Genomic DNA, 19,511 nt, shown 5'->3' on the forward strand with positions numbered 1-19,511 from the left:
TGTCTGGCACGGACTGGTGCTGATAGATCCGCGTTTGCTGGCCGCGATCGAGCAGGGCCAGGCGCGGTTGCAGGGTGACTTCGTAGCGGGCTTCGTCGATTGAGCCGGACAGGCGCTGGCAGGCGGTGATGCGGCCATAGACGGTGCGCAGGGGCTTGGGCGGTTTGGGTACTTCCCAAGAGGCCACGCGCAGGGTCGAGGGGTCGGCGAACAGGTTGAATTCGGCGTACTGGCCGATGAATTTTTCCGCGCCGATGTCGAGGTCGCTGGCGGTGAATTCGATGCGGTAGAGGTAGGGTTGGCTGAGGTACTCATGACCCTCGAAGGTGAGGACGTCGAGGTGGGTGTCGAGTCCGTCGACCTGCAGTTTGTGGCGGCTGTGGTCGAAGAAGACGGGCAGAATGGTGTTCAAGTACGGACCTCCCTGGGACATTGGGGGAGGCTTCATTTCCATCCCCGTTCAAGCGCTCGACAGCTTTCAGGAAGGAAAAAAAGGTTGATATAGGATGCTTCCGGCGCACTCGTAGGATGCGTCCGAGTGTTGACGCCCCTAGCCTGTAGGATCGTTCGCCATCTTGTCGGCGCCCAGTGCCGCGGCTGCTTTTTGACAGGGTTAAACCGTTCGGGTCGAACGCTACTCCAGAGCGCAAACCCTGCTTGTTTAAAAGGCCTCAAGGTTACTTCGTGAAAGCCACAGCGCCTTGCGTCGTTGCCTACAGTTACCCCAGAATCCGCCGGCTTGTGCGCTTTGGGGGCGCTCGGTAACTTGCTCCGCGTCACTGATTGTCAGTGATCGGGTTTAGTCGCCCGGCTAGTTTTCCTCGGTTGTACCAGTGTCATCCAGTCAGGCATCCGCCTGCACTTGATGGTGGCTGTGCGCATGGCGTCTTCGGGCGCGCCGGGTTTTGGGAAACTTTACCGGTCGACTAACTTGCGCACGGCCACCACCCTTCCGTTTAGTCGCGAGATGGTTGTGGCCCTTACTGGAGAAAATTCCCATGTTCAAGGTCACACCGAATCCGCCGGACACTGATCCGACATCCCCATCAATAGATTCCGACTCAACTTCTCCCGACCGCATCCCCTCAGCCGCCGACATCCGCGCCACTCCACGCAAACTGTGCACGATGTTTTTCGTCAATTCGGAGCTCGACATCGAAACCCTGCTAGCCCATGCCTGCGAGTCGCTGGCCTCGGCAAACGTCATGACCATGGATCTGGCGGATCGTACGGAGGGGACGAGTCGCAATACCCTGCTGGGGATTGCCCAAGTCATCATGCTGGGGGAACTGGCGGTGAACCGGGCGCTGTATCGGATTGATCCGCCCGAATAGAAATCAAAAGATCAAAAGATCGCAGTCTGCGGCAGCTCCTACATTGGATTGGCGTACATCCTGTAGGAGTTGCTGCTGCGATCTCTTAACGATTAGACACTAGTTGGACAACTGATTGGCAAACTGCCCCACCGCATTGACCACTTTCTGCGCGCCGTCCTGGATCTCGACAATCACCGTACCCGCTTCCGCCGCCAGTGCCAGGCCCTGTTCGGCCTGAAGCTTGCCGTCGGTCATCAGGGCCACGGCGTTACGCGCCATGTCCTGGTTCTGCCGCACCACGAGGACGATTTCGTCGGTGGCCTGGCTGGTGCGCGAAGCCAGTTGCCGAACCTCATCCGCCACCACGGCGAACCCCCGCCCCTGCTCGCCGGCACGCGCTGCTTCGATGGCCGCGTTGAGCGCCAGCAGGTTGGTCTGTTCGGCAATGCCGCTGATGGTTTTGACAATGGTACCGATCACCAGCGACTGCTCGTTCAGGGCTTCGATGCCATCGCCAGCGGTTTGCATATGCTTGGCCAGGTCGCGCATCACGTCCACGGCCTGGGTCACCACGGCGTTACCGCGCTGGGCGCTTTGGTCGGTTTGCTGCGAGGTGCTGTAGGCAATGTTGGCAGCCTCGGCGACGGCTTGTTCCTGATTGACCTGATCGGTAATCACCGTGGCGAATTTCACCACTTTGTAGAGATTATTGTTGGCATCGACCACCGGGTTGTAGGACGCCTCTAGCCAGACTGTACGACCATGGCTGTCGACTCGTTTAAAACGGTTGGCCACGTATTCGCCCGCGTTCAGGCGACGCCAGAAGTCCTGGTACTCGGCACTGTTGTACTCCTCCGGCAGGCAGAAGGTGCGGTGATGCTTGCCCTTGATCTGCGCCAGGCTGTAACCCATGCCACTGAGGAAGCGGTCGTTGGCGGCCAGCACGTTGCCATTGAGGTCGAATTCGATCACCGCCGTGGAGCGCACCAGCGCGCCGATCAGGTTCTCGTGTTCGCGGGAGGCTTCGATGGTGCGGGTCAGGTCGCTGGAGAAAATCGAAAAATGCCTGATCCGCCCATCCGCCGAGCGCACCGGTTGCAGGATCGAACGCAACCACGCTTCCTGGCCCGTACCGCGCAACAGGCGCACCGCGCCGGCGAAGTGCTCGCCACGGGTCAGCGCGTTCTTGAAACGCTGCTGGAATTCATCGGATTTCACGTGGTCCGGGACGAAGTCGTCAATATGTCGGCCAATCAGATCGCCGCTCTTGTAATGCATTTCGCCAAGGAAGTTCTGACTGACCGACTGAACCCGTCCATCGCTGTCGAGGGTCAGCACCAGCATCTCGCTTTCCAGACTTTCCTTCACTTGCTGGAGGCTCGAGAGTTCTTCACGAAGAGCTGACAGCTCCTGCTTCAAGCGTTTATTGAACATGGGAAAGCACCGATGGACAGGGGTAGAAAGCGATATGCAGCCTAACCATCGGCCTTGGAAACATTTACTTAAGCGTGTTTCAGGCTTGCCCTGTAAAAATAGTTACGACGCGCACAATCAATGCGCACCAGCAGCAGAACAGCCTGCGATTCTCGGCATCCGCGCACCGAAGTACGCCGCACTGCCCACGCCCACCGCGCCCATCACCGCACTGAACATCACGCAGATCCATGGACTCCACGGCATCAGGCCGATCAACAACAGCGGTGTGACACTCGCCCACGCGGCGTAGGCAATGTTGTAGGTGAACGAGATACCCGAGACGCGAATCCGCGGCGGGAACAGGCTGACCATCACCGATGGCACCGCGCCGACCACCCCGCAGCACAGCCCTGCCACCGCGTAGGCCAGGCCGATCCAGTCGCCGCCCATGATCAGGCAGGCATACAGCACGCCGATGCCCAGCGGCAGCAGCAGGCTATAGAGCATCACCGTGCGCCAGGCGCCAATGCGGTCGACCAGCAGCCCGGCGAGCACGCAGCCGATGTTCAAGAACACGATGCCCAGTGCGCTCAAGGCGAAGGTATGGCTGGCGGTCATGCCAAAGGTTTTCTGCATCATGGTCGGGGTGATGACCACGAACACCACCACCGCCGAGGTCAACACACAGGTGAGAATCATCGCCGGCAAAATGGCCAGGCGATGCTCGCGCAAGACCGTGCGCAGCGGCAGTTCGCCGGCCGCCTCGCGTTGCGCCTGCATGGCCATGAACACCGGGGTTTCGCTGAGCCAGCGACGCAGCCAGACGCCAATCACGCCAAACACGCCGCCCAGCAGGAACGGGTAACGCCAGGCGTAATCGAGGATTTCCGCCGGAGTGAACGCCTGCGCCAGGAAGGTTGCGGTCAATGCGCCGATCAAATAACCGAAGGTCAGCCCCGCCTGCAAGAAACCCAGGGCATAACCGCGATGGGCGATGGGTGCGTGCTCGGCGACGAATACCCAGGCACTGGGTACCTCACCGCCCACCGCCGCGCCCTGGAGGATGCGCAGGGCCAACAGCAGTAAGGGTGCGAAATAGCCAATTTGCGCGTAGATCGGCATGATCCCGATCAGCAGGCAGGGCAACGCCATCATCAGGATGCTCAGGCTGAAGACTTTCTTGCGCCCCAGACGGTCGGCGAAGTGCGCCATCAGGATGCCGCCCAGCGGTCGCGCCAGGTAACCGGTGACGAAGATCCCGAAACTTTGCAGCAGGCGCAGCCACTCGGGCATTTCCGGCGGGAAGAACAACTGGCTGAGGGTCAGGGCGAAAAACACGAAGATGATGAAATCGTAGATTTCCAGCGCCCCACCGAGGGCGGCGAGCCCGAGGGTCTTGTAGTCCGAGCGGTTGAACGGCGTCAGGCGCGAATCGGTGTTGGCAGTCATGAAAAGAACTCTGGCACAGGCAAAAACCAAGGCGCCCATGGTCTACGCAAATGCACCGACGGACAACCCGTTAGACCAAAGTCCCATAGCCACAAAACAGCCCCGCAAAATTCCTCGGCTTGAATTAATGTTGGCGTCTGTCCAGACGGGCGGTTACTGCCCCGAAGACCACAACAAACATAAAAAATCCGAGGTACCCCCGTGGCCGCTGATATCGAAGATAGCCGCTCCGCCCGCTTTGCCCTGCGCTGCTCAAGTTTTGCCGAACGCTGGTTTCCCGACTCCTGGGTGTTTGCTGCCCTGGCGGTGATTATCGTGGCCCTGGCCACCCTGGCGATGGGCGCCAAACCCACCGATGCCGCGATGGCTTTCGGTGACGGCTTCTGGAGCCTGATCCCCTTCACCATGCAGATGGCCTTCGTGGTGATCGGCGGTTATGTGGTCGCCAGTTCGCCGCCAGCGGTGAAGCTGATAGACCGTCTGGCCAAACTGCCGAAAAACGGCCGCTCCGCCGTGGCCTGGGTCGCGTTGATTTCGATGGTCGCGTCGTTGCTGAACTGGGGCCTGTCCCTGGTATTCGGTGGTTTGCTGGTGCGCGCCCTTGCCCGTCGTACCGATCTGAAGATGGACTACCGCGCCGCTGGTGCTGCTGCCTATCTGGGGCTTGGTGCGGTGTGGGCCTTGGGCCTTTCGTCGTCCGCAGCACAATTGCAAGCCAACCCGGCGAGCCTGCCGCCGTCGATTCTGTCGATCACCGGGCTGATTCCATTCACTCAGACGATCTTTCTCTGGCAGTCCGGCGTGATGTTGCTGGCCTTGATCGTCATCTCGCTGATCATTGCCTACGCCACCGCCCCTGGTCCGAACTCGGCGCGTGATGCCAAGGCCTGCGGCGTCGATCCGAGTTTCAACCTGCCGCCGCTGCAACCGCGCACCCGTCCCGGCGAATGGCTGGAATACAGCCCGCTGCTGATGATCCTGCTGGTGCTGCTGGCCGGTGGCTGGCTGTTCCACGAGTTCTCGACCAAACCGGCGATCAGTGCGATTTCCGGGCTGAACACCTACAACTTCCTGTTCATCATGCTCGGCGCCCTGCTGCACTGGCGCCCACGCAGCTTTCTTGACGCCGTGGCCCGTGCGGTGCCAACCACCACCGGCGTGTTGATCCAGTTCCCGCTGTACGGCTCGATCGCCGCACTGATGACCACCGTCAAGGGCGCCGATGCGCAGACCCTGGCGCACCACATCTCGACCTTTTTCGTCAGCATTGCCTCCCACGACACCTATGCCCTGCTGATGGGCGTGTACTCGGCAATCCTCGGTTTCTTCATTCCGTCCGGTGGCGGCAAGTGGATCATCGAAGCGCCGTACGTGATGCAGGTGGCCAATGACCTGAACTATCACCTGGGCTGGGCCGTACAGATCTACAACGCCGCCGAAGCCTTGCCGAACCTGATCAACCCGTTCTACATGCTACCGTTGCTGGGCGTGCTGGGGTTGAAGGCGCGGGACCTGATCGGCTTCTCGTTCGTACAGTTGCTGGTGCACACGCCACTGGTGCTAGTGTTGTTATGGGCACTGGGGACGACGCTGGCGTATTTGCCGCCGGTTATGTCGTAACCATAAAAAAGGGCCGGTATTGATATCGGCCCTTTTTGTTCCGCCCCGTCTGTTTCAGTAACTGCTGGTCTTAATACGCTGAAAAGGATCTGAGCATGTTCAAACTCGCGGCACTCACCCTCGCAGCCCTCACCCTGAGCACCACCGCCCACGCCGATGTCAATTTGAAGCTAGGCACTACCGAACGCGTTACCCGCCTCTTCGCCTACCCCAACAACTGTAACGTGATCTGCTTTCGCAACTGGACGCTTGAGCAAACCGTCGAGCATTACCTGACCCAGAGCGTGCAGCGCGATGGCTACGGCGACGCGAAGGTTCTGGTCAAAACCGACAATGGTCAGCTCCACGCAGAAATCATCGGCGTGCCCGACGGGTATGAAAAACCTTTGGCAGCGCTGCTCAATGCCGGCGACCTGGCCTATAGCGGCGCCAACAAACTGAATGCCGACGGCAAGTGGGTGTATAGCTGGTACCTGTTCCTGCCACTGGGCATGGCCCTGGAGAACCGCAAAAGTGTCGAGCTGCTGCACTTCCCGCCCGACTATTCGCTGACCCAGGCCCAGGATTACCTGAGGTCCGCCACCACGGATCGTTGGGCCACGCTGCTCACCGCCAATGGCATCCCGGCCGAGCAGACGCCGGGCTACCAGACGATCATCGACATCGCCCCGATTGCCGCGCCGTCCAACGCGGGCAAGGACCTCGAAGGCGTCTACGGCTACTTCAAGGATTACCAGACCACCATGGTCAAGGAGGTCAGCCTGAACGCCAGCGGCGCAGCCCTGCCGATGGTCGCCTTCGGTACACCGGTGCGTAACTGGATCAAAGAGCAATACGGGCAGACGGTGAACGTGTTGAGCCTGGTCCAGATCACCCCGGACAACGGCGTGAAAGTCCCCGTATTGGGCTCCAACCACCCGAGCTATATTTGGTATGCCGCCGATCCGGCAAGCTATACCGGCAGTGACGCCCAGGCCAAGGCCGATGCGGCAGGCCTGAAAGTCATGGGCCAAGATTTGAGTGCTGCGTGCTGGCAGGCCACCATGGGCCGCCAACCGGACAGCAATCCGGACGTTGAGCTCAATACCTGCAGGCAAACCTGGCAAGTGGCCCGGAAAGAAAAAACCTGCGAGCTGTTCTACACCTCGGTCCGCAACTTGTCGCCCCAACAGGCCGCGGGCAAATGCGCGACAGCTTCGATCGTGTCCCAGCTCAAACAGCTCAAGACCCCAGCGCCAGCCACGGCGAAACCTGCTCCGCCGTTGTAACCCGATGAACGGCTGCCAACCTGTCACTTATGACAGTAGACCGCCCGTAGTATCTGCGGGAGGCTTGGGCTGAACCCATGTGCTGCTGTGCTGACAGGACCGTCGGCGCAAGGAAGTCGCAGCACCCAGCAGACAGGGATCGTTATGAAAGCTCACGCCCCTCAACGAAAACACCCACAACCGCCGCAAGGTGTTTACCCCTTTTCGGAGCTGCCCGTTCGCCTGGGATTTCCTTCCCTGGCCGACTTCGAAATCATTGAAAACGCCAAGGGTGAGGCCACGGCTATTGCCGCGCGGCGCGAATTCCCGCGAATCACTCGTATCTGCCGGGCGTCGGGGCATTTGCTGCCCTATCGCTGCCGGCATACCCGCCAGCTCGCCCCGGGTGTGCACGTCTACGACCCGCGCTTCTGCGGACTGTTGCGACACTCCTGCGACCCCAATGTCTTTCTCGACTTGAGCGAGTTGTGGTTATGGGCGCTGAAGGACATCAGCAAGGGGGACTGGCTGACCATGGACTTCGCTGCCACCGAAGACAAACTGCAACGCCAGTTCGCCTGCCAGTGCGGCTCATACGAGTGCCGTGGCTGGATTACCGGCTACGATGAAGAGCCGAACGCCGACGGCCAGCTGTTTTTGCAACAGTGGCGTCGGCGAAGTCTGTATTGAAGGGTTTCACAGAGGTTCGAACGGACGCAGGCGGTACTGCGGCGGCAGTTGCTCGAAACCGCTGATGGTCGCATTCAGGCTCTTCCAGCGGCCATCCTTGATGCCGTAGATGCAGCCGTGGACCGACAGGCTCTGCCCACGGTGCCAGGCGTTTTGCACAATGCTGGTGTGCCCGACGTTGGCCACCTGCTGGATCACGTTGAGTTCGCAGAGGCGGTCGACACGCTCCTCTTCGGTGGCGTATTTGGCCAGCTCTTCGCGCTTTTCATAATAGAGATCGCGAATCGAACGCAGCCAGCCGTCGATCAGGCCGAACTGGCGATCCTGCATCGAAGCACGCACACCGCCGCAGCCATAATGGCCGGTGACGAGAATGTGTTTGACCTTGAGTACATCGACCGCGTACTGAATCACCGACAGGCAGTTGAGGTCGGTGTGCAGCACGACGTTGGCCACATTACGGTGTACGAACAGATCGCCCGGCAGCATGCCGACGATCTCGTTGGCCGGCACCCGGGCGTCGGAACAACCGATCCACAGGAACTCAGGAGTCTGTTGGCGAGCCAGCTTGGCGAAGAAGTCAGGATCTTCCTCCTTGATCGCAGCGGCCCAACGCTCGTTGTTATCAATCAGATCTTGTAATTCGTTCATGCTTTGAAGCCTCAAGAATGATGCGCAGCTTTGACTGACAACCGTCCGTCGGGGTCACGCGCGAAATGCAGATGCTCTCCTGATCCGGAACACGGGGCTCCATGCCGGTGGAATTATCGGTTGCCACGTGGGTCAACCGTAGTAAGGCCTACAGTATGAGGAATTACCATGAATGATTCACGACGTCCGTACGATGCGGTGCAACCGGAACCCGTCGATGACAACGAAGACCGCATGGGCTCGGTGCGTGAGCTGGATTTCGACGCCGAAGAACCCAGCGCCAGAATCGGTGACGAACTGCCGGAAAAGGAGCGCGAGCAACTGATGCCGCGCCGCCGCCGACGTGAAGCGGGCCTGACTGATGCCTCGACCAGTGACCATCAACCTACCGACGACGACCTGAGCCCGGAAACCCTGATCCGTGAAGACGGCGCCCGGGATGCCCATGAGGCGGGCAATGATAGCCGTGCGGATTGGGACCTGAGCATTGTCGATGAGGACGATATTGGCGGTGGCAATGGCCTGGATGAGGCTGAACTGGCGCTGCGCGATCCTCTCGACAAAAAACGTTGATCCTGTGGCTCAATCCACCAAAGTGCAGGCCATGACCACCGCATCTTCGCGCCCGCCCACCGCCGGGTAGTAATCCCGACGCCGGCCGATTTCGTTGAAACCATATCGCTCATACAGCTTGAACGCAGCGGTATTGCTGTCGCGCACTTCCAGGAAACACTCCCGGGCGTCGGCCTTGTAGGCAATCGACATCAAATGCTCAAGCAATGTCAGCCCCAGGCCACGGCCCTGGTTTGCCGGCTTGACCGTAATGTTCAGCAGGTGCGCCTCGTCGAGGATGATCTGCACCACACCGTGGCCGACCTGCTGCTGACCTTCGAACATCAGCCAGATCTGATACTTGCCCAGGCCATCGAGGAAAATCCCGCGGGTCCAGGGATGGCTGTAGGCCGCGTATTCGATTTTCAGTACAGTTTCCAGGTCCGCCTCGGTCATCGGGCGAAACGATACAGCGTCACTCATTCGATTCTTTCCAGCGCGCCATCAGCCGACGCATGGCTTGCCAGACATCAGCCTTACACTGTGGCTCTTCCATTAATAATTCCAGGCCCGGCACCGCCCAGGCCGAGCCCAGGCCTTCGATCTGTAATTCGCGATTGAACGCCTCGGCATCCGCCTCGCCGGCAAATCGCACCGCAGGCAGGCCGATCAGCCACAAGCAGGCGCAGGGCGTTTCTTCCATGCGCACCGAGAGAAAACCTTGCACGAAGTCGCGGGCCGCTTCCGGGCCCTGGTCCATCGTGCCACGCACCAGCAGCGGCCAACGCACCGGCTCACCGACAATCTGCGGGCTGTCCGGCAGACCGGCGGCGCGCAGCATGTCTTTGAGCAGCATGTAAGCAGGATCGCGAGTCTGGAAGGATTCACCTGTGGGTAACTCCACCAGCAGCAGGCAACGCCCGGCCCGCAGCAATTGCAGAGCGAAACGCGGCGGCGGCACGACCGGTGCCTTGGCCACCACGGGCGCCTCTTCGGCCTCTTCCACCGGTTTGGCACCGGTGCGGGTGCTCGCCAGCGATGGTCGCGGCACCTCGATCTTCGCCCGCTCGGCCGGCTTGACCACAGGCGCCACGGGCGTTTCAGCCACCGGAGCCGGCGCAACAGGCACGACGACAAGCGGCTCAGGGATCGCCAGCAGCTCGGGCCGCGACGGCGCGGCAAAGGGCAATTCGGTGCGCGGTAGCCAGTTGACCACCTGCATGGCGGCCAGATAAGCGCGACGACGGGACTCGATAAGCAAAGGTCGGCCACTTGTGGATAACTAAAGTGCGCTGATTCTACCGCCGTTCGCTCAAGATCGCCCGCGCTGTTGATCGATAGACTTCACCGATAGTCTTTCCACCTATGAAAAATGGCGACAGCCCGTCCCGAGAGTGAATCGCATTGTCCCCGATGCAGTACAATCGCGGCTTTTAATCGCCAACCAGCCGGCCATTCCGATGATCGAACCCAAGCGCGTCTTGCGCGCCCTCGCTGAACACTGGGCACTTCTGGAGCCTCTGTGCGAGCACTTCGACCAAGGCACACTGAGCCTGAACGAACTGCGCACGCAACTGGCCGCCCAGCAACTCGACAGTACGCCGCAGGACATCACCAGCCTGCTGGACGTGTGGATTCGCCTCGACATCCTGGTTCCCGTGGCCAAAAGCCCGAACCGTTTCGAGCTCAATGCGCAGATTCACGACTTCCTCGCCTATCTGCGCCGTGAACACCGCCTGGGCCTGTGCCTGGAAATCGAAGCCTACCTGCGCCACCTCGAGCGTCTGGCCGGTTATATCCAGGACGCGTTCGATATCCGCGACGGCAATGACCTTGCGCGCCAGTTGCGCCTGCTCGACATGCGCGTGCGGGACGTGCTGAAAAAACTCGATAACGACGAACAGGCACTGGTGGCCGTCGCCGAACGGGCGAAAACCAGCGACCGGCAGATTCCGTTGCGCCAGCGTTACGCTGAAGTGCTGGCGACCTGGGACGAATACGTCGAGCCGATGATTGATCTGGTGAACGCCGACGGCGCCTTCGAACAAGGCGTGCGCAAGGTCGAAACCGTCCTGCTGAAGATGCTCAGCGAACAGCAGCGCCTCGGTCACCTGGTCGACGACGACATGCTGCTGCGCACCCATGCGCGCATCCTCGAAATGCAGACCAGCGCCCAACTGACCCTGCGTCACGCCCGCGAGCTGCTGCTGCCGCTGCGTGAAGAAGCGCGCCGGCACAACGCCGTGACCCGTGGCGCGGCATTGGCCTTGTCGATGATCCGTCGCAAGGGCATCGACGCCGTGCCACAAGCGGCGATGCCGATGCTCACTCGTCCGCAGAGCACCTTCCTCGGCAGTGCCAGTCAGGTCGAAGCCTACGTTTATGCGTTGGCCCGCTTCGAACCGAAACCGACGCGCTTCCCCAAGGCGCACAAGACCCAGAAAGGCGAAGCACCACGGGCGCCACGCACCGTTCGGGAAATGCTCGAACGCTGCGAAGACGCCCTGCCGATGCCGGACCTGATGACCTGGCTGCTGGAGCAAGAACCGGACGGCGCCACCGACGAATTGCTGTACTGGTTCTCGCGCCTGTCGCGGGAAAAACGCTTCACGCGCGAGCGTCTGGAACGTCGCGACTACTACACACACGAGCATCAGGTCAGCCTGCGCTCCTTCGCCCTGCTCTCGGTCAGCGACACCGCCGCCGAGGATTCTGCGAGCACTCCCTATGCATCTTGATCTATCCGAACTGTCCCAGCTGGCGCCGATCTTTCGCGAGCTGTTCAAGGGTTATCACGTCAGCCGCCGCGATCCGGAGCTGTACGCACAGTTGTCGAACTTCCAGGACCAGTACCGCACGCTGTTCAAGGCCTTGGGCTTTGAACTGGTCTGCGACACCCGCGGCTTCTACTACTTCGTGCCGGACCTCGCGGCGGCGGCGGTGAACAAGACTGCCCAGCGTCTTGCGCTGTTCACCTTCATCCTCGTCGAGCACCTGGCCGACCAGGGCCGCGACCCGATCTCCGTGCTCGATGGCGGCAGCCTCGGCCGCGATGAGCTGCCGTCGTTGCTGGAAAAGTACCGCGACCTGTTCATCCAGGCCGAAGTGCAGACCCAGGACGAGCTCGAAGAAAAGATCATGCGGCGCATGACCCAGCTCGGTTTCGCCAGCGAAGAAAACGGCATCTACCGTTTCCTGCCGCCGATGCACCGCTTCCTCGATGTGTGCCTGTCGGTGCAGCAGGACCGCGATCTGGCCGCCAGCCTGCACAGCGTCCTGCCGTTGCCGGTGCCGGTGCTGATCGACGAAGACAGCGACGAAAAACTGCTGCAGACCGATGACCCGCTCGACCTTGCAGAATTTGAAGATGAAAGCGAAGAAGACGCCCTGGCCCGCGCCATCGCCGAAGAACAGGAGCTCGACGCATGAGCAAGGAACGTTACGGCATCCGCCGCTTTGCCCTTTTGAACACCGCCGGCTACAGCCTCGGCCTGTTCCCGCTGGAAGAGCCGCTGTCGGTGTACGGCGCCAACAACCTCGGTAAATCCGCCTCGATCAATGCCCTGCAGTTCCCGATCCTGGCGCGCATGTCGGACATGAGCTTCGGCAAGTACAGCCTGGAGCAGTCCCGGCGTTTCTACTTCGCCTCGGACACCAGTTACATCCTGGTCGAAGTGAACCTGCCCCACGGCCCCCACGTGATCGGCGTGGTCGGCCGCGGCCCGGGCGGCGGCTTCGGTCACCAGTTCTTTGCCTATGCCGGCAAACTGGACCTGGCCCACTACCAGAAAAACGACACCTGCCTGCGCCAGAAAGAACTGTTCACCAACCTTGAGCGCGGAGGCCTGAAAGCCTACGAACTCAAGCCGGACGAACTGCGCCGTTTGCTGGTCGGTGGCCACACCTCGATTCCGCTGGACCTGACCCTGATTCCGCTGCGCTCCACCAGCGAGCAGAGCCTGAAGACCTTCCGCGCGCTGTTCATCAACCTGCTGCACATGCGCGAAATCACCGCGGCCAAGCTCAAGCAGCTGTTCCTCGATGCCTTCGAACACAGCCTGCGTTCCGGCAGCGTCGACTACATCGCTGCGTGCGAAGAAGCGTTCCGCGATGTACGACGCATGGAGCAGGACTACAACTCGCTGGTCGCCGCCGGCCCGTTGGTCGAAGCCCTGGCCAACGGCGTGAAGCAACGCGACATCCTGCGCGGCAAGCTGCACCGGATCTCGCCCCTGCTCGATTCGCTGCTGGGCACCTGGTCGGACTACGCCAGTGCGCGCAAGGAAGAGCTGACCATTCAGGCCGAGCACTACCGCAACGAGCAGGATGCCCTGCAAAACGACCAGCGTGGTGGCACTCAGGAACTGATGCGCCTGGAGCGGGAAATCACCGGCATCCAGCGCTGGCTCGGCGAATTGTCGGTGCTCAAGCATCGCTTTGCCCTGATCGATGACGTCAAGGTGCTGGAGCAGCAACTGCTGGCCGCCAAGGACGCCCACGACGAACTGGCCGGTGCGCTGGCACAATCGCGCCAGTTCAGCGCCGAAGACCTCGACGAGCGCCTGCGCGACCTGGAAAAACGTCTGAAGTCGGTCAAGCAGCAACTCGATCACGCCGACAACAACAGCTATGCCCGACTGCGCGAAGAATTCTCGCAGCAAGACGTCGAACGCCTGATGCGCCTGTTCAACAGCGCGCTGTTCAGCCTGCCGCTAGGCGAACACGGCATCACCCTCGACGAAAACGGCGACTGGGTGAAATCCGTGGAGCTGATCCTCGACGGCTTCAAAGGCGAACGCTTCGAAGTGCCGGGCCTGTCCATAGACATCTCCCACATCGAGCCGCCGGCATTGCAGGCCCTGGCTGACCGCGCGGCCCTGCGCGACCAGAAGGAACGCCTGGACAAAGAACTCAAGCAACTGAAGACCCAGCAGGCCGTGGCCGCCGACCGCGCCGCGAGCAAGACCCAGACCGAAGTGCTGTACCAGCAAGTGCTGGATGCGCAGAAAGCCCTGGAAGATTTCCGTCGCGCGCAAACCCTGAGCGCCGAGGAAGGCGACAAGCTGGAACAACTGGCGCAGATGGAGGCCGCACAGGACGAATTGAAGCGTTCCAGCGATGCCTTCACCGAGCGCGTCCAGCAACTGTCGGCCAAGCTGCAACTGGTCGGCCGCCAGATCGGCGACATGGAAGCCAAGCAACGCACCCTCGACGACGCTCTGCGCCGTCGCCAGTTGTTGCCGGCAGACCTGCCGTTCGGCACACCGTTCATGGACCCGATCGACGATTCCATGGACAATCTGCTGCCGCTGCTCAACGACTATCAGGACAGCTGGCAAGGCTTGCTGCGGGCCGACGGCCAGATCGAAGCGCTGTACGCTCAGGTGCGCCTCAAGGGCGTGGCCAAATTCGACAGCGAAGACGATATGGAGCGTCGCCTGCAACTGCTGATCAACGCCTATGCGCACCGCACCGACGAAGCCCTGACCCTGGGCAAGGCTCGCCGTGCCGCCGTGACGGACATCGCCCGCACCCTGCGCAACATCCGCAGCGACTACGACAGCCTCGAACACCAACTGGCGCTGTTCAACCGCGAGATCAACAAGCGTCAGGTCTCCAACCTGCAAAGCTTCCGCATCGTGCTCGCCCCGAACAAGGAAGCGCTCAAGCACATCGACCAGATCATCCACAGCGCGGGTCAGTACGAAGAAGGCGAAACCCTGTCGGTCTTCGACCTGAGCCAGAGCGCCGAGCAGGACAACAAGAACGAAGAGGCCAAGGAATACCTGGCGCGGCTGGTGGCGGCCAACCACAACCAGCTCGGCCTCAAGGACTTGTTCGAGCTCGCGTTCGAAATCACCAAGGTCAACGGTCAACCGGTGATCCACACCGACATCGATGGCGCCGCTTCCAACGGCACCACCATGACCATCAAGGCGCTGACCAACATGTACTTGTTGCTGCACTTGATGGACCGTGACCAGGCTGGTCGCGTGCGTCTGCCGTACTACCTCGACGAGGCGGCGGACATCGATGAGAAGAACCAGGCCGCCTTGCTGGAAACCAGCCTGCAACTGGGTTTCGTGCCGATCCTGGCGAGCGTGAAGCCGCAGGTCTGCGCCAGTGTCGCCATCGACCTGGAAGGCGGCAGCGGCCCGGCCGGCATCTACATCGATGAGGCAGACTGGAAGTACATCCGTCGTCACGATCAGGTGAAGGCGACGGTCAACGAAGAAGCGGATGAACCGGAGCTGGATGCGGTCTGAGGCTTGAATCGAAGGCAATAAAAAGGCCGCGGTCCAATGGATCGCGGCCTTTTTCATAGGTGTGTCATTTAGCTTTGCAATGAACTTCAGGGCCTCTTCGCGGGCAAGCCCGCTCCCACATTTGATTGCATTTCTTCAGGAACAACCCAGTCCCCTGTGGGAGCGGGCTTGCACCGGGAAGGCGTCATCACTGACGCCACATAACCCTCAGACTATTTACCCAGCGAAATCTTCGGCGCCCAACCCAGCCATTCCTCTTCAAACTTGTCGAACAGCGCAAACGTCTGCTCCGGTCGCGCCGGGCTGCCCATGCGCTCCCCATCCGGCGTGGCAAAGGCGACACCGCCCTGAATCATCGTCTCCAGGGATTCAGTGCGCACCGTTGCACCTTTGAACAGACCGACATCGAAGTCGAAACCGCTGGCGTTCCAGAACCGTGTACCGCTGCGTACCAGTGGCGCGTACTTCGGTTCGATCAGGATATGGATCAGTACGCGATCAGCGGTCTCGCCCAGCTCATAACCGGTCACCTTGCCCACGGTGATTTCGCGATACGTCACTGGCACGCCGGCCTTCAGCGAACCGCGACGGGCTGCGCTCAGCACCAGACTCAATCCCGCTTCCTGCTTGGCAGTTTCGGGCGCGACGGCCAAAGCGACAAAGTTCTTCTGCGGTCCCAGGTTCTTCGGTGCCGGTTGCACCTCGATGTATTGCCCGGTCACCAGGGTTTCGAGGTTGGACGTCTTGATCAGGCCCAGCTCAGGCTTGACCACCCAAAACTGACTGCCGACCCGGGCGATACGCTCCGGCACTTCGGTAATCCGCGCGGTCAGCAGCACCGATTGCAGGTCCTCGCTGAGATCAACATCCTCCACCTTGCCGACATCCAGCCCCTTGAAACGAATCGGAGTGCCGGTACGCAAGCCATCAGCGCGATCGAGCTTGAGCGTAATGACTTCGCCTTTCTGCGTAGCATCTTCATGGTTCGCGAACAGACGGAAACGTGGAATACGCTTCTGCAACGGGGCTTTGTCTTGCGGGGTCTCGAAGGCAATGCCGCCGGCCATCAAACTCTGCAACGACTCGCTTTTAACCTGGACCCCGCCGGTCAGCCCGCCCGTGAGGGTGATGCCACTGGCGTTCCAGAAGCGCGTCGAGGCGTTGACCAGGCCTTCGTATTCCTTCTCGATGTGCACGCCAATGATCAGTTGTTTCTTGGTGCGTGAGAACTGATAGCTCTGTACGGAGCCGACTTTAACCTGCTTGTAGAGAACCGGGCTGCCGACTTCCAGCGAGCCGAGATTTTCCGTGAACAACACCAAATGCAGGCCAGGTGCACGTAGATCCAGCGGCGGTGCCTTGGCCCGTGCCGCAAACTCCCGTTGTGGCGCCGAACCCTTGTCGCCAGGCCGCACAGCGATGTAGTTGCCTTTGACCAACGCCTCGAGACCGGTAATCCCCGCCAGGGAAATCGACGGTTTGACCACCCAGAACTGGGTGCCTTCGACCAGGTAATCCTCGGCCAATGGGTCCATCGTCAATTCGGCGGTGGCCCCGGACAGGTCAGGATCGACCTTCAGCGCCTTGAGATTGCCGACCTGAATGCCTTTGTACATCACCGGCGTACGACCGGCCTGCAAGCCTTCGAAGTCGCTGAGCTTGACCTTGACCCGGATACCGGCCGCCGCTGCATCGATGTCTTCATAGAGTCTGAACGGCAGGCTTGGGTCGGTAGGCGGGCTGTCCTTGCGGTTTTCAGGTGTAGCGAACGCAATACCACCGGCGACGATGCTGGCCAAGGATTCACTACGAACCTTCACACCCGACAGATTGGCATCGATGCTGATGCCGCTGGCGTTCCAGAAACGTGTGTGCTTGCGCACCAGTTTGGCGTAAGTCGGCTCAATGAAGACCTTGAGCTCGACGGTGCTCTGGTCCTCGGACAACACATAGCTTTTGATCTGGCCCACTTTAATCTGTTTGTAGAACACCGGACTGCCACGGTTCAGCGAGCCCAGGCGATCAGCCTTGATGGTCAAGTGCAGACCGGGCTGGGCATCGGAAAGCGGCGGCTCCTGGGCCAAAGCCTTGAACTTACGGACCGGCTCGCCTTCCCCCGGGCTGATGGCAACATAGTTACCTGAAACCAGCGTCTCAAGACCGGTAATCCCTGCCAACGTCACGCTCGGCTTGACCAGCCAGAAACGCGTACTGGTTCGCAGGTATTGCTCTACGTCCTTGTTCATTTCGATGCTGGCGATCACGCCTTTGGAACTGCCTTCGTCATCGAGCTTGAGGCGTTTGACCTTGCCGACCGACATGCCCTTGTAGACGACTTCCGTCTTGTTGGCCTGAATGCCTTCGCCACTCTCAAAACGCACCTGAATCTCGATGCCGGTCTCGTTATAGGCACGCCAGCCGAGCCAGCCGCCGATGATCAAGGCGATGAGGGGCAACACCCAGATGGCAGACCAGTTCGAAGCCGGTCGGGTTTTCGCTACAGGCAAATCAGTCATGGTCGTCGTCCGACTCCGTGTTATCCCAAATCAGTCGGGGATCAAAAGTTACTGCGGCAAGCATCGTCAGAATCACCACCGTGGCGAAAGCGATGGCGCCAGGATTGGCTTCGATGCTGGCAAGCCGCCCAAAATTCACGACCGCCACGAGGATGGCGATCACAAAGATATCGAGCATCGACCAGCGGCCGATGAATTCAATGAAACGGTACATCCAGATGCGCTGGCGAGCCGAAAGGGGCTGACGGCGCTGCACGGAAAACAGCAACAAACCAATGCCCACCAGCTTGAAGGTGGGCACCAGGATACTGGCGATAAACACCACGGCCGCAATGGGAAACATGCCGTAGTGCACCAACTCGATGACACCCGCCATGATCGTGCTGGGCGCACCTTTGCCCAAAGAGTTCACGGTCATGATTGGCAACAAATTGGCCGGTATGTAAAGAATGGCGGCGGTAATCAGCAATGCCCAGGTGCGCACCAGGCTATTCGGGCTACGGGCATGCACCAGCGCTCCGCAGCGTGTACAGACTTGCTCATCGGTATCAGCTTCCTGCCTGTTCAATTCATGACATTCCTTGCAAATCAGAATGCCTGCATCAATCGCCCGCATGGGCATCCTCTCCTGATAACGCTTGCCAGATCTGGTGAGGCGACATTACGACCTCCAGCCAGACTTGGATCAGCAACAAACCAATGAAGCACACCAGGCCGAGGCCTACGGTGATGGTTGCCATATCTGCCAGTTTTACGATCGCCACCAGTACGCCCATGAAGTAAACCTCGAGCATCCCCCATTCGCGTATATGGTGATAAATGCGATAGAGCAACAAGCCGTAGCTGCGTCCGACATCAAAACGGATACTCAACAATACGGCCAGTTGGCACAGCAGCTTGAGTAGCGGAATTCCTATGCTGCACAGGAACACCACCACTGAAACACTTTGCATGCCTGTGTCAAAAAGGGCGACAACACCGCTCCAGACAGTGTCTTGCGACGATTGCCCGAGTAGATTGAGCTGCATGATGGGTAAAAAGTTCGCCGGAATAAACAACAACAAGGCGGCGATGACCAGAGCGAGACTGCGCTGTACGACGTTGTAGCGATTGGCATAAAGCTCGTAGCCACAGCGCGGGCACAGGGCTTTTTCGCCATGGGCGAGCTCGGGTTTACGCATGAGCAAGTCGCACTCATGGCAGGCAACCAGATTTTCTAGTGGTAATTCTGACAGCCCTTGGGCGTCAACCGGATCCGGCATAAAGGCTCTGACTCTGAAAAAGTTGGACCTATTCTAGTGCCATGAGCTGAAAATAACTGTGCAAAATGTGCAACGAGCAGCTCTGTTTTTTCACGCACAAAAACAAAACCCCAACTGCTTTCGCAATTGGGGTTTCGGAATTTAATCTTGACGATGACCTACTCTCACATGGGGAAACCCCACACTACCATCGGCGATGCATCGTTTCACTGCTGAGTTCGGGATGGGATCAGGTGGTTCCAACGCTCTATGGTCGTCAAGAAATTCGGGTACTGAGTCGTGACCGGTTGGCCTCGCTTCAGCAAATTGGGTATGTGATAGCTTCGGTGTTTTGTGAGTATCTCGAACTTTCGGTTCGTTTCGTCTTCACACACCGCAATCTGGCCTCTTTCGAGTTCGCAAATTGCTTGGGTGTTATATGGTCAAGCCTCACGGGCAATTAGTATTGGTTAGCTCAACGCCTCACAGCGCTTACACACCCAACCTATCAACGTCGTAGTCTTCGACGGCCCTTCAGGGGACTCAA

Annotated in this window: 17 protein-coding genes, 2 rRNA genes and 1 pseudogene; 8 read left to right on the forward strand and 12 right to left on the reverse strand. The window is 59.9% G+C overall.

Annotated elements, in window-relative coordinates; translation table 11 throughout:
* On the reverse strand, positions 1–412 hold a 412-nt coding region (locus KGA85_RS26810; protein WP_263287595.1), incomplete at its 3' end, for a contractile injection system protein, VgrG/Pvc8 family.
* Between the two features lie 586 nt (positions 413–998).
* Between KGA85_RS26810 and KGA85_RS26815 the strand changes: the two genes are divergently transcribed.
* Positions 999–1,334: a DUF6124 family protein gene (locus tag KGA85_RS26815; RefSeq protein WP_223454681.1), complete on the forward strand. Its 336-nt coding sequence runs from the start codon at positions 999–1,001 to the stop codon at positions 1,332–1,334.
* Between the two features lie 99 nt (positions 1,335–1,433).
* Here KGA85_RS26815 and KGA85_RS31495 read toward each other — a convergent pair whose 3' ends face one another.
* From KGA85_RS31495 to KGA85_RS26830, 3 genes and pseudogenes are all read right to left on the reverse strand, one after another.
* Positions 1,434–2,042 carry a methyl-accepting chemotaxis protein gene (locus tag KGA85_RS31495; RefSeq protein WP_411741748.1) on the reverse strand — a complete coding sequence of 203 codons (609 nt, stop codon included), beginning with the start codon at positions 2,040–2,042 and terminating at the stop codon, positions 1,434–1,436.
* Positions 2,022–2,750 (reverse strand): annotated as a pseudogene (locus KGA85_RS31500) (PAS domain-containing protein); the annotation flags it as partial. The gene KGA85_RS31495 and the pseudogene KGA85_RS31500, both read right to left, overlap by 21 nt.
* 117 nt (positions 2,751–2,867) lie before the next feature.
* The gene (locus KGA85_RS26830) at positions 2,868–4,181 is read right to left on the reverse strand and encodes an MFS transporter (RefSeq protein WP_223454680.1); all 1,314 of its coding nucleotides are present in this window, start codon (positions 4,179–4,181) and stop codon (positions 2,868–2,870) included.
* Between the two features lie 201 nt (positions 4,182–4,382).
* Here KGA85_RS26830 and KGA85_RS26835 point away from each other — a divergent pair, with 201 nt between their 5' ends.
* The 3 genes from KGA85_RS26835 to KGA85_RS26845 all read left to right on the forward strand — a co-directional run bounded on the left by KGA85_RS26835 (position 4,383) and on the right by KGA85_RS26845 (position 7,738).
* Positions 4,383–5,801 (forward strand): short-chain fatty acid transporter, encoded by a 1,419-nt coding sequence (locus KGA85_RS26835; RefSeq protein WP_223454678.1) that lies wholly within the window; start codon positions 4,383–4,385, stop codon positions 5,799–5,801.
* A gap of 95 nt (positions 5,802–5,896) precedes the next feature.
* On the forward strand, positions 5,897–7,069 hold the full coding sequence (locus KGA85_RS26840; protein ID WP_223454676.1) for a hypothetical protein: 1,173 nt from the start codon (positions 5,897–5,899) through the stop codon (positions 7,067–7,069).
* Positions 7,070–7,213: 144 nt separating this feature from the next.
* On the forward strand, positions 7,214–7,738 hold the full coding sequence (locus KGA85_RS26845) for a lysine methyltransferase (protein WP_223454674.1): 525 nt from the start codon (positions 7,214–7,216) through the stop codon (positions 7,736–7,738).
* Between the two features lie 6 nt (positions 7,739–7,744).
* On the opposite strand, the gene can is transcribed toward KGA85_RS26845, so the two are convergent.
* Entirely contained in the window at positions 7,745–8,389 is a 645-nt protein-coding gene (gene can, locus KGA85_RS26850) for a carbonate dehydratase (protein WP_150728035.1), read from the reverse strand.
* Between the two features lie 168 nt (positions 8,390–8,557).
* Here can and KGA85_RS26855 point away from each other — a divergent pair, with 168 nt between their 5' ends.
* Positions 8,558–8,962 carry a serine kinase/phosphatase gene (locus tag KGA85_RS26855; protein ID WP_223454673.1) on the forward strand — a complete coding sequence of 135 codons (405 nt, stop codon included), beginning with the start codon at positions 8,558–8,560 and terminating at the stop codon, positions 8,960–8,962.
* Positions 8,963–8,971: 9 nt separating this feature from the next.
* On the opposite strand, the gene rimI is transcribed toward KGA85_RS26855, so the two are convergent.
* Positions 8,972–9,424: a ribosomal protein S18-alanine N-acetyltransferase gene (rimI, locus tag KGA85_RS26860; RefSeq protein ID WP_223454671.1), complete on the reverse strand. Its 453-nt coding sequence runs from the start codon at positions 9,422–9,424 to the stop codon at positions 8,972–8,974.
* Entirely contained in the window at positions 9,417–10,163 is a 747-nt protein-coding gene (locus tag KGA85_RS26865) for an energy transducer TonB (protein WP_223543506.1), read from the reverse strand. Before KGA85_RS26865 ends, rimI begins: the two co-directional genes overlap by 8 nt.
* Positions 10,164–10,401: 238 nt before the next feature.
* Here KGA85_RS26865 and mksB point away from each other — a divergent pair, with 238 nt between their 5' ends.
* From mksB to mksF, 3 genes are read left to right on the forward strand one after another with little or no spacing between them, the layout of a single operon-like run.
* The gene (gene mksB, locus KGA85_RS26870; RefSeq protein WP_223533843.1) at positions 10,402–11,679 is read left to right on the forward strand and encodes an Mks condensin complex protein MksB; all 1,278 of its coding nucleotides are present in this window, start codon (positions 10,402–10,404) and stop codon (positions 11,677–11,679) included.
* Positions 11,669–12,370 carry an Mks condensin complex protein MksE gene (gene mksE, locus KGA85_RS26875; protein ID WP_007997015.1) on the forward strand — a complete coding sequence of 234 codons (702 nt, stop codon included), beginning with the start codon at positions 11,669–11,671 and terminating at the stop codon, positions 12,368–12,370. Before mksB ends, mksE begins: the two co-directional genes overlap by 11 nt.
* Positions 12,367–15,207 (forward strand): Mks condensin complex protein MksF, encoded by a 2,841-nt coding sequence (mksF, locus tag KGA85_RS26880; RefSeq protein ID WP_223454668.1) that lies wholly within the window; start codon positions 12,367–12,369, stop codon positions 15,205–15,207. Before mksE ends, mksF begins: the two co-directional genes overlap by 4 nt.
* A 212-nt stretch (positions 15,208–15,419) precedes the next feature.
* On the opposite strand, the gene KGA85_RS26885 is transcribed toward mksF, so the two are convergent.
* The 5 genes from KGA85_RS26885 to KGA85_RS26905 all read right to left on the reverse strand — a co-directional run.
* Positions 15,420–17,723, reverse strand: a complete 2,304-nt coding sequence (locus KGA85_RS26885) for an intermembrane transport protein PqiB (RefSeq protein WP_223543504.1) — start codon at positions 17,721–17,723, stop codon at positions 15,420–15,422.
* The gene (locus tag KGA85_RS26890; RefSeq protein ID WP_150728041.1) at positions 17,716–18,339 is read right to left on the reverse strand and encodes a paraquat-inducible protein A; all 624 of its coding nucleotides are present in this window, start codon (positions 18,337–18,339) and stop codon (positions 17,716–17,718) included. Before KGA85_RS26890 ends, KGA85_RS26885 begins: the two co-directional genes overlap by 8 nt.
* Positions 18,326–18,985 (reverse strand): paraquat-inducible protein A, encoded by a 660-nt coding sequence (locus tag KGA85_RS26895; protein ID WP_223543505.1) that lies wholly within the window; start codon positions 18,983–18,985, stop codon positions 18,326–18,328. Before KGA85_RS26895 ends, KGA85_RS26890 begins: the two co-directional genes overlap by 14 nt.
* 145 nt (positions 18,986–19,130) lie before the next feature.
* A 5S ribosomal RNA gene (rrf, locus tag KGA85_RS26900) occupies positions 19,131–19,246 on the reverse strand.
* Positions 19,247–19,403: 157 nt separating this feature from the next.
* Positions 19,404–19,511: ribosomal RNA gene (locus KGA85_RS26905) — 23S ribosomal RNA — on the reverse strand; the annotation flags it as partial.

The sequence above is a fragment of the Pseudomonas sp. GL-B-12 genome (assembly GCF_019955895.1).
Classification (GTDB): Bacteria; Pseudomonadota; Gammaproteobacteria; order Pseudomonadales; family Pseudomonadaceae; genus Aquipseudomonas.